Annotated in this window: 9 protein-coding genes; 5 read left to right on the top strand and 4 right to left on the bottom strand. The window is 70.2% G+C overall.

Annotated features, from left to right (window positions below):
* Positions 1–5: 5 nt before the first annotated feature.
* A complete protein-coding gene (locus ABS73_RS11770; protein WP_277017979.1) occupies positions 6–347 on the bottom strand; it encodes an MliC family protein in 342 nt (113 codons plus the stop codon).
* A 102-nt stretch (positions 348–449) separates the two neighbouring features.
* Between ABS73_RS11770 and mtgA the strand changes: the two genes are divergently transcribed.
* From mtgA to queG, 3 genes are all read left to right on the top strand, one after another.
* Entirely contained in the window at positions 450–1,160 is a 711-nt protein-coding gene (mtgA, locus tag ABS73_RS11775; protein ID WP_286693461.1) for a monofunctional biosynthetic peptidoglycan transglycosylase, read from the top strand.
* Positions 1,161–1,224: 64 nt separating this feature from the next.
* Complete coding sequence (gene fzlA, locus ABS73_RS11780; RefSeq protein ID WP_277018007.1) at positions 1,225–1,911, top strand: FtsZ-binding protein FzlA; 687 nt, start codon at positions 1,225–1,227, stop codon at positions 1,909–1,911.
* 55 nt (positions 1,912–1,966) lie between these two features.
* A complete protein-coding gene (queG, locus tag ABS73_RS11785; RefSeq protein WP_277017978.1) occupies positions 1,967–2,998 on the top strand; it encodes a tRNA epoxyqueuosine(34) reductase QueG in 1,032 nt (343 codons plus the stop codon).
* On the opposite strand, the gene ABS73_RS11790 is transcribed toward queG, so the two are convergent.
* Positions 2,995–6,507 carry a calcium-binding protein gene (locus ABS73_RS11790; RefSeq protein WP_286693462.1) on the bottom strand — a complete coding sequence of 1,171 codons (3,513 nt, stop codon included), beginning with the start codon at positions 6,505–6,507 and terminating at the stop codon, positions 2,995–2,997. The two genes, queG and ABS73_RS11790, sit on opposite strands and share 4 nt — an antisense overlap.
* Positions 6,508–6,670: 163 nt before the next feature.
* Positions 6,671–7,417: a uroporphyrinogen-III C-methyltransferase gene (gene cobA, locus ABS73_RS11795; RefSeq protein WP_136857211.1), complete on the bottom strand. Its 747-nt coding sequence runs from the start codon at positions 7,415–7,417 to the stop codon at positions 6,671–6,673.
* A gap of 148 nt (positions 7,418–7,565) precedes the next feature.
* Between cobA and ABS73_RS11800 the strand changes: the two genes are divergently transcribed.
* Both ABS73_RS11800 and ABS73_RS11805 read left to right on the top strand, forming a co-directional pair.
* Positions 7,566–8,942 (top strand): cryptochrome/photolyase family protein, encoded by a 1,377-nt coding sequence (locus ABS73_RS11800; RefSeq protein ID WP_277018920.1) that lies wholly within the window; start codon positions 7,566–7,568, stop codon positions 8,940–8,942.
* Positions 8,942–9,607, top strand: a complete 666-nt coding sequence (locus ABS73_RS11805; protein ID WP_338118582.1) for an SDR family NAD(P)-dependent oxidoreductase — start codon at positions 8,942–8,944, stop codon at positions 9,605–9,607. Before ABS73_RS11800 ends, ABS73_RS11805 begins: the two co-directional genes overlap by 1 nt.
* Here ABS73_RS11805 and ABS73_RS11810 read toward each other — a convergent pair whose 3' ends face one another.
* Positions 9,608–9,844, bottom strand: a complete 237-nt coding sequence (locus ABS73_RS11810; RefSeq protein WP_286693463.1) for a hypothetical protein — start codon at positions 9,842–9,844, stop codon at positions 9,608–9,610. It abuts the gene before it with no gap.
* Positions 9,845–9,908: the final 64 nt, after the last annotated feature.

The following is a 9,908-nucleotide window of genomic DNA, read 5'->3' on the forward strand; positions in this document are numbered from 1 at the left end:
GGGGGTCAGTTCTGAATGGTGCAGGTGATCGGATCGTCCTCTGCCATGCTGTCCGTGAGGGTCGCGCTGTCGCCCTTGACCCACCATTCCCGGGCGCCCGCCGCATAGCGCGCGCCCGAGGCCGCGATGACGCCGGCGAAGATGGTGGGCCCGTCGGACAGGTCCAGCAAAGCCAGCGAATCGCGGGTGCCGTTCAGATAGGTGACCGACAGCGTGCTGCCATTGTCGCAGGCCATGGTGGCGGTGATCGCCTGCATGTCGGGGCCAAGGGGCCAGGAGAGCAGGGGCTGGGCCGTGGCGGGCATGGCGGTCAGCAGAGGCAGGATCAGGGCGAGGGCTGGGCGCATGGTCAGGTCCGGTGATGGGGGATGCGGCCAGAGTGGCGCGGGACGCGCGCCGGGGCAAGCGCGACGCTTGACCGCTGCGGCCTGGGCATGAGACATGCGGCCATGTTCACGCGCCGTTCGCTCCGTCCCGCCGCCGATGATGCGCCCGTGCCGCTGGCGCGGCGACGCTGGCGCGGTATGGCGCTGTTCTGGCTGCGCTATGCGGTGCTGCGGGCGGTTCTGGTGATGGTGGGATCGGTCGCGATCTATGGCTTTGTGAACCCGCCGATGACCTGGACGATGGTGGGCGTCGCGCGTCAGCAGGCGCTGGCGCCGCGCGAATGGGTGCCGCTGGCGGAGATCGCCCCGGTCATGCGCCGCGCCGTGGTCGCCGCCGAGGACGCGAATTTCTGCAGCCATTGGGGGTTCGACATGGTCGAGATCCGCAAGGTGGTGGCATCAGGGTCGTCGCGCGGCGCGTCGACCATCACCCAGCAGACCGCCAAGAACGCCTTTCTGTGGCAGAGGCGCAGCTGGCCGCGCAAGGCCGCCGAGACGCTGCTGACGCCGCAGATCGAGGCGCTGTGGTCCAAGGCGCGCATCCTGGAGGTCTATCTGAACGTGGCCGAGTTCGGGCCCGGCATCTTTGGCGTCCATGCGGCGGCGGCGGCGCATTTCGGCACTACGCCCGACCGGCTGACCCCGGTGCAGGCCGCGCGCCTGGCCGCCGTTCTGCCCAGCCCGCGCACGCGCACGACGGCCGCGCCGTCGGCCCGGTCGCGCGCGATCCTGGACGGGGCCGAGACGATTGCCCGCGACGGGCGGGGCGGTTGAAAGCCGGGGGGGCGGGGCGTATCAAGGCGGGGTTGCGAAAAACAAGAAGGTCTCGAGCAGTCCCATGAACACCAACACGCAGACCACGCGACTGTATCACACCGCCCTGTCGCCCTTTTGCCGCAAGGTCCGGCTGGTTCTGGCCGAGAAGAAGATCGAGGTCGAGCTGGTCGAGGAGCGGTACTGGGAGGGTCCGCCCGATCTGAAGCGGCGCAATCCGGCCGGCAAGCTGCCGGTGCTGCGCTGGCGCGGCAACCTGCTGGCGGAAAGCCAGGCGATCGTCGAATATTTGGACGAGGCGGTGCCCGCGCCTGCGCTGATGCCGCAGACGCCGCTGGAGCGCCATGAGGTGCGCCGGCTGTGCACCTGGTTCGACGACAAGTTCCACACCGAGGTGACCCAGCCCATCCTGAACGAGCGCGTCTGGAAGAAGATCACCCGCACCGGCTATCCCGACAGCCGGGTGGTCAAGGACGGGCTGCGCGCGATCAAGGAGCATATCGACTATCTGGCCCAGCTGCTGGAGACGCGGCGCTGGCTGGCGGGCAACACGCTGAGCCTGGCGGATTTCACGGCGGCTGCGCATTTTTCCTGTCTGGATTATATTTCCGACGTGGATTGGGACCGGTCCGAGGCCCTGCGCGACTGGTATGCGACGATCAAGTCGCGCCCCGCCTTCCGGTCGGTTCTGGCTGATCAGGTGCCGGGGATTCATCCTGCGGCTCATTATGCCGAGCTTGATTTCGGCTGAGGGCGGGGGGGCCAGCCCCCCATCGCCTGACGGCGATTCCCCCCGGGATATTTGGGTGAAGAAGAAGGCCGAGACCGAGGCCGAGGCCCGCGCGGTGGGGTTCGCCGCGATGGGCGTGATGCGCCCGGATGGGGTGCCGGAGCTGGCCGGGCGGCTGGCGGATTTCGTGGGCCGGGGGCGGCACGGGCAGATGGGCTGGATGGCCGAGCGTATGGGGTGGCGCGGCGATCCCTCCGCGCTGTGGCCCGAGGCGCGGTCGGTGGTGATGCTGGCCGAGCTGTACACGCCCGAGGGCGATCCGCTGGCGGTGCTGGAGCGGCGCGACCGCGCGGCCGTCAGCGTCTATGCCCAGGGGCGCGATTATCACGACCTGGTCAAGAAGCGGCTGAAACGACTGGGGCGCTGGCTGTTGGAGACCGCGCCCGAGCCGGGGCATCAGATCAAGGTCTTTGTCGATACCGCGCCGGTGATGGAAAAGCCCTTGGCGCAGGCCGCCGGGCTGGGCTGGCAGGGCAAGCACACCAATCTGCTGTCGCGCGATCTGGGCAGCTGGTTCTTTCTGGGCGCGATCTTCACCACCATGCCGTTGCCGCCGGATGCGCCCCAGGTCAGCCATTGCGGGTCGTGCCGCGCCTGTCTGGATGTCTGTCCGACCGGGGCGTTTCCCGCGCCCTATCAGCTGGATGCGCGGCGGTGCATTTCATACCTGACCATCGAGCATAAGGGGCCGGTGGAGCCGGAGCTGCGGGCGCTGATGGGCAACCGGATCTATGGCTGCGACGACTGCCTGGCGGTCTGTCCGTGGAACAAGTTCGCGCAGGCCGGGTCCGAGATGCGCTATCGCGGGATCATCGACGCGCCGCCCTTGGCGGAGCTGGCGGTTCTGGACGATGCGGGGTTCCGGGCGCGGTTTTCCGGCAGTCCGATCAAGCGGATCGGGCGGGACCGCTTTGTGCGCAACGTGCTGTACGCCATCGGCAATTCGGGGGATGCGGGGCTGGCGCCGGTGGCGCGGGGCCTGGAGGGCGACGCCGATCCGGTCGTGGCCGAGGCGGCATCCTGGGCGGTCGCGCGGCTGGCGCGCTAGAGCAGGAAGTCGTCGCCGTCCAGCGACAGCCGCCCCTGCAGGCGGATCAGCATGTCGGCCTGTCGGTCGCCGTTGATATCGACCAGCACATGGGTCTGGCCGTCCACATGCTCCCACCGGACCGAGCGGGGGCCGGAATGCCCACCCGTGCCCACATAGGACAGGTTCAGGGCGCGCAGGTCCAGGCGGTCTTCGTCGGGGGTGAAGTCGGTGATCAGGTCGGATTGCTGCGGCAGGCTGTCCTGAAAGGACAGAAAGCGGAACACGTCGCGGCCTGGCCCGCCGGTCATCACATCGGCCCCCGGCCCGCCCACCAGTGTGTCGGCGCCCATGCCGCCGAACAGCCGGTCGGGGCCCATGCCCCCGCGCAGCAGGTCGTTGCCCGCCCCCCCGTCCAGCGTATCGGCGCCCTGATTGCCGTCCAGCGTGTCATTGCCCGGCCCCCCGATCATGCGGTCATTGCCCGGCCCGCCGATCAGCAGGTCGTTGCCCAGACCCCCGTCCAGCGTGTCGTTGCCCATGCCGCCGTTCAGCGTATCGTCGCCCTGGTTGCCGAACAGGCGGTCGTCGCCCGGCCCCCCGCGCAGGACATCGCGGCCCATGCCGCCGCGCAGGATGTCATTGCCCGGCCCGCCATCCAGTGTGTCGTTGCCGCCGCCGCCGTTCAGCGTGTCATTGCCCAGGCCGCCCTGCATCAGGTTGTTGCCCCAGGCGCTGCTGAGGAAATCGTTGCCCGCACCGCCGAACATCCGGTCATGGCCCGCGCCCCCGAACAGGCGGTCATTGCCGTTGCCGCCCTCCAGCGTGTCGTTGCCGCCGCCGCCGTTCAGGACGTCGTTTCCGTCTCCGCCGAACAGCCGGTCATTGCCCCCGCCCGCCGTCAGCGTGTCATTGCCCGCGCCGCCGTCCATCATGTTCCATCCGGCCATGGACATGATGAAATCGTCGCCATCCTCGCCGAACATGCGGTCGTTGCCGGGTCCGCCGAAGATGCGGTCATTGCCCGTGCCGCCGTAGATCTCGTCGTCGCCGCCATCGCCGTGCAGCACGTCGTTGCCGTCATCGCCATACAGCGTGTCATTGTCCCCGCCGCCCCACAGCATGTCATTGCCGGCCCCGCCCGACAGCAGGTCGGCACCCTGATCGCCGAACAGCCGGTCAGTGCCCGCCCCGCCATAGAGCCGGTCCGCCCCCAGCCCGCCCTGCAGCGTGTCGTCGCCATCATTGCCGAACAGCACGTCGTCGCCGTCATTGCCCTCCAGCAGGTCGTTGCCGTCGCCGCCCAGCAGCGTGTCGCGGCCCGGTCCCCCGATCAGGCGGTCGTTGCCGGTGCAGCCGTCCAGGTGGTCGTCGCCCGCCCCGCCCTCCAGCAGGCCGTCACCATCCTCGCCAAACAGGCGGTCATTGCCGTCGCCGCCGATCAGCGTGTCGCGGCCCGCGCCGCCCATCAGGCTGTCATCGCCGGTGCCGCCATCCAGCAGGTCCGCGCCCGTCCCCGCGATCAGCGTGTCGTTGCCGGCCCCGCCCAGCAGGCGGTTGTTGCCCAGCAGCGCCTCCAGCCAGTCGTTGCCGTCCTCACCCGACAGCGTGTCGTTGCCCGCATCGCCGAAGATGCGGTCAGTGCCCGGCCCGCCATAGATCAGGTCGTCTCCGGTGCCGCCATGGAGCGTGTCGTCGCCGGTGCCGCCATAGATCAGGTCGTTGCCGTCATCGCCAAAGATCAGGTCGTTGCCCGCATCGCCGAACAGCGTGTCGCGGCCCGGGCCGCCGAACAGCTGGTCATGCCCGTCGCCGCCGCGCAGCACGTCGTCGCCCGCCTCTCCGCGCAGGGTGTCGTTGCCCCCCGCCCCCGACACGGTGTCGTTGCCCGCCCCGGCCATGATCTGTTCGGGCCGCGCCCCCCCCGTCAGGCGGTCCGCCCCGGCGGTGCCGAAGATCCAGCGCGCCTCGGTCGAGGGGATGTCGTCGGGGCGCACCAGCACCGGGTCCAGCTCGGGCGGCAGGTAATGGCCGATGGGGAACATCGCGTTTGAGAAATCGGCCGCGGTCAGGCCGCGCCCGTCGCGGGTGGTGATGTCGATGATCAGGTCGCCGTTGATGATCAGGATGCCGCTGGCGGTGGGCACGAATTGCAGCTGCCAGATGCTGCGCACATTGCCCAACAGCGACAGGTCCAGCCGGTCGATGCCCGGTTCATAGTCCAGGATGCTGATGCGCCCCTTGATCCGGGTCGGCATGAAGATGTCGGCCCCCGCGCCGCCCACCAGCGTGACGGGGGCGGTGCCCGCGACCAGGATGTCGTTGCCGCCGCCGCCCTCCAGCCGGGTGGTGGTGGCGCTGGCGACCAGCATGTCGCCCCCCGCGCCGCCGCGCACCACGCCCGCCCCGGCAAAGCCCGTCGCCCCGATCGGGCCGGGGTCGAAGACCAGCTGGGTGATGCCCGTCTCGGTCGAGGAGCCGACGAACAGCAGGATGCGGCCGCCGACGACGCGGGCCTCGATCTCGCTGACATCGGCCAGGGTCATGGAGGCGGTGTCGGCAATGCTGGTCAGGTGGACCAGCCGCCCATCGGGCAGCAGGGTGAAGACGCTGATGCCGTCATCGGCCCCGCCCGCAAAGACGAAGGCGCGGCCGTTCACCACCACCGTCTCCAGCGCGGTGCCGGATTGAAAGCGGGTCGTGGCCTCGTCCAGGACGTGATCGACGGTGGTCAGGCGGCCGTCCGGGGTCAGGCGGAACACGGTCAGCGAATTGGACCCCGCCGCCGCCATGACCACGAAGGTCCGCCCCGCAAACTGCACCACATCGACGTCCGAGGGCAGGTCATAGCCCGTGCCCCGCGCCGCGACATGGACCATGCCCGGCCCCAGCCCGCCCCCCGCATCCATCCGATGGGTCGAGATGAAGTTGCCGTTCCCCGAGATCGCGACCAGCAGGCGCTGGCCGTCCACGGTCACGGCCAGGACCTTGTCCAGCGACGCGTCGGTCGTGCCTTCGGGTGTGGGCAGGGTGACCTGGCCCGCGCGGGTCAGCGACCCGTCCGCCCCCAGGCGATGCGTGGTCAGGGTCAGCCCGCCGCCCTGCGCGGAGAAGACCACCTGGGCCGCGCCCGTGTCGATCTGGCCCAGGGCCGTCACCTGCGATCCCAGGCTGGTCCCGAACAGCGTGGCGAAGGGGGCCAGCGCGCCATTGTCCAGCCGCAGCGATGTGGCCAGATTCGCCGCCCCGCCCATCTGCCCCGCATGGATCAGCGTCTGGCCGCCGATGGTGATCGCGGTGATCTGGGGCGGGCCCTGATAGGCGAAGCTGTCCAGCCAGGCGCGGGTGCGCAGCTGGGTGATGGAGGCAAGGGGATCGCTGATCGCATAGCTGCTGATGCCGCCGCCGACATGGTTCGCCGCGACCAGCACCAGTTGCCCGCCCGTCTCGATGATCTCGAGGTCGGTCAGTCGGCCAAGCCAGCGCTGTTGCGTGACACCAAAGGTGGTCACGTGGCGATACTCGATCATGGCGTTTCTGGGGTTGCGGCCGGGGAGGGGGCGGCGCGTGGGGGGGCAGGTCTTAAGATGGTCTTAAGATGCCGCGACCGGAGGCCGGGTGCCAGTTTTGCTTGATGTGCATTTTAGGCGAATGTCCCCGGTCGCGGGGAACCCGGCGCCGATCCGGGCGGGGTCAGGCGGGCGGCAGCGCCAGCGGCCCGTAGAGGATCAGCCCCGGCTGGCTGGCCGGTCCCTGCTGCGCCAGCAGGCGCGCCAGGCTGTCGACGGTGCCGGGCAGCAGGCGCTGGCCCGGATGGCCCACGGCCTCGGCCAGCAGGGCGGGGGTATCGGCGGGCAGGCCGTGGTCGATCAGCAGTTTCGCCATGCCCGGAAAGCTGCGCTGGCCCATGAACACCACGGTCGTGGTCAGCGGATCGGCCAGCGCCGCCCAGTTGATGTCGCCGGGCAGCTGGCCGGTGATGTCGGCGCCGGTCACGAACTGCACCCGCCGCGCCGTCAGCCGCCGGGTCAGCGGCATGCCCATCGCCGCCGCCGCTGCGCTGGCCGAGGTGACGCCGGGCACGATCTCCCAGGGGATGCCGGCGGCGGTCAGGGCGGTCAGCTCCTCCTCCAGGCGGCCAAAGATGCCGCTGTCGCCGGATTTCAGGCGCACCACGCGGCGGCCGGCCTGCGCATGGCTGACGATCAGCGCGTTCACCGCGTCCTGTTTGGCCGAGGGGCGGCCCGCGCGCTTGCCCACCGCGATCAGGTCGGCCTGCGGGCCCGCATGGTCCAGCACCGGCCCGGAGGCCAGGTCGTCGAACAGGACCACATCGGCATGGCGCAGTCGCCGCGCGGCCTTGAGGGTCAACAGCTCGGGGTCGCCCGGACCGGCCGAGACCAGCGAGACGAAGCCGGGGGGAAAGTCGGTGTCGGACACGGGAGGGGGCCTTCTGGGGCGGGCGGGGTTTCAGCTATACCACCGGGGCGGGGTGTGACAATGCCGCGCGTTTCCTTTGGACGGGCAGGGCGCAATGAAACCATTTCGGCCCCCGCGCGTGATCATCGGGACAGAGAGGGAGAATGCGATGACGGTCATCTGCTGGTTCAGGCGGGTTCTGCGGCTGGACGACCATCCGGCGCTGGTCGCCGCCGCCGCCGCCGGGGCGGTCGTGCCGCTGGTGATCGTGGACCCCGCCGAGGCCCGCGACCATCCCGCCAGCGCGCAGCGTCAGGCGATGGCGCTGGCGCCGCTGGACCGCGCGCTGCGCGCCCAGGGCAGCCGCCTGATCGTGCGGCGGGGCGCGCCTGCCGCCGTGCTGGAGGCCGTCGCGCGCGACACGGGCGCGACCCAGGTGCATGCGACCGAGGGGTTTCCCTTTGCCTCGGATGACGGGCTGGCCGATGCGGCGCGGCGGGGGGGTGCGGTGCTGCACCTGCATCCGCTGGCCGATCTGGTGCCGCGCGGGTCGGTCAGGACCGGGTCGGGGGGCGTCTACAAGGTCTTCACGCCCTTCTGGAAGGCCGTGCGGCAGGTGGATATCGCACCCCCCTTGGCCGCGCCGCGCCTGTCCGCGCCGGAGCGCTGGCCCGACAGCGACGCTCCTGACTGGCCCGAGGCGCGCGCCGCGATGGATCGCGGCTGGGACGTGATGGCCGCCCATATCCGCGCCGGAGAGGAGGCCGCCCATGACCGGCTGGAGGAATTCCTGACCGGCGATGTCGCGGGCTACAAGGCGGATCGCGACCTGCCGTGGCGACCCCGCGCCACGTCCGGCCTGTCGGACGCGCTGGCGGTCGGAGAGATCAGCGCCCGGCGCATCTGGGCGCGCTGTCGCGGCGATTTCGAACAGGGCATTCCCGGCATCGAGCCGTTCCTGTCGGAACTGTGCTGGCGCGAATTCGCGCACGAGCTGATGGCCGAATCGCCCGATCTGAGCCGCGCCCCCTGGCGCAAGGAATGGAGCGATTTCCCCTGGCGCGCCGATAATGACGACGCCGAGGCCTGGCGGCGCGGCCGCACCGGCGTGCCCATCGTCGATGCCGGCATGCGAGAGCTGTATGCCACGGGGCGGATGCACAACCGGGTGCGGATGATCACCGGCAGCTATCTGACGAAACATCTGCTGACCGACTGGCGGGTGGGGCTGGACTGGTTCGCGCGCTGCCTGACGGATTGGGATGCGGCGTCGAACGCGATGAACTGGCAATGGGTGGGGGGCTGCGGGCCGGATGCCTCGCCCTTTTTCCGCATCTTCAACCCCGAGACGCAGGCCGAGAAGTTCGACGCCAAATCGCGCTATCGCGACCGTTGGATGCGACCCGACGCGGCAGGCGCGCAAGCATTCGGCGCGGCCATCCCGCGATCCTGGGATCTGGATCTGACCCGGCGCGCCATGCCGCGGATTTCCCTGCCCGAGGGTCGGGCGCGGGCTCTGACCGCCTATGAGGAGATGAAATCGTGATGCAGGCGCTGATTCTGGGGGCTTCGGGCGGGATCGGGGCGGCGATGGCCGCCCGGCTGGAGGGGCAGGGCGTGGCCGTCACCGGCCTGTCGCGGTCGCGCGACGGGCTGGATTTGACGCAGGGGGACACGGTCGCGGACCACGCCGCACGGCTGGCGGGGCACAGCTTTGATCTGATCGTGAACACCACCGGCGCGCTGGTCATCGACGGGCGCCAGCCGGAAAAATCCATGGATGCGGTGGATGCCGACGCCATGGCCGCGCAATTCGCGCTGAACGCCACGGGCGTGGCGCTGGTCATCCGCCATTTCGGGCCGCTGCTGGCGCGCGACCGGCGGGCGGTGCTGGCATCGCTGTCGGCGCGGGTGGGGTCGATCGGGGATAACGACCTGGGCGGCTGGGTCGCCTATCGCGCGGCCAAGGCGGCGCAGAACCAGATCATCCGCACGGCGTCGATTGAATGCCGCCGCCGGAACCGCCAGTCGATCCTGGTGGCCCTGCATCCCGGCACGGTGGCCACGTCGCTGAGTGCGAAATACGCCAGCCGCCATCCGACCATCACCCCCGATCATAGCGCCGAGGCGCTGCTGGCGGTCATCGACCGGCTGACCCCCGAGGATAGCGGCAGCTTTTGGGACTGGAAGGGCGCGCGGGTGCCCTGGTGATCAGGTGAGCCAGGGCGTCGCCGCGCCGATGATCTGACGCCCGCCGGGTTTCACGAAGGACCCCCAGGTGCCCGCGATGCGCCCCTGCGGGTCCAGCAGCACCTTGTTGAAATTCCATTGCGGCACGAAGCCGGTCTCCTGCCGCACCCAGGCATAGAAGGGGTGCACCTCCCCCTTGGCCACGGGCAGGATGTCGGTCATGGGCACGGCGATGTTGCGCAAATCAGCCCCGAGCATGACTGCCCCCTTTCCCGCCATTCTTCAGCGGACGGCTTCGATCTCGGCCCTGCCAAGGGCCGAG

The organism is Paracoccus sp. SCN 68-21 (assembly GCF_001724535.1).
In the GTDB taxonomy this organism is placed as follows: Bacteria; Pseudomonadota; Alphaproteobacteria; order Rhodobacterales; family Rhodobacteraceae; genus Paracoccus; species Paracoccus hibiscisoli.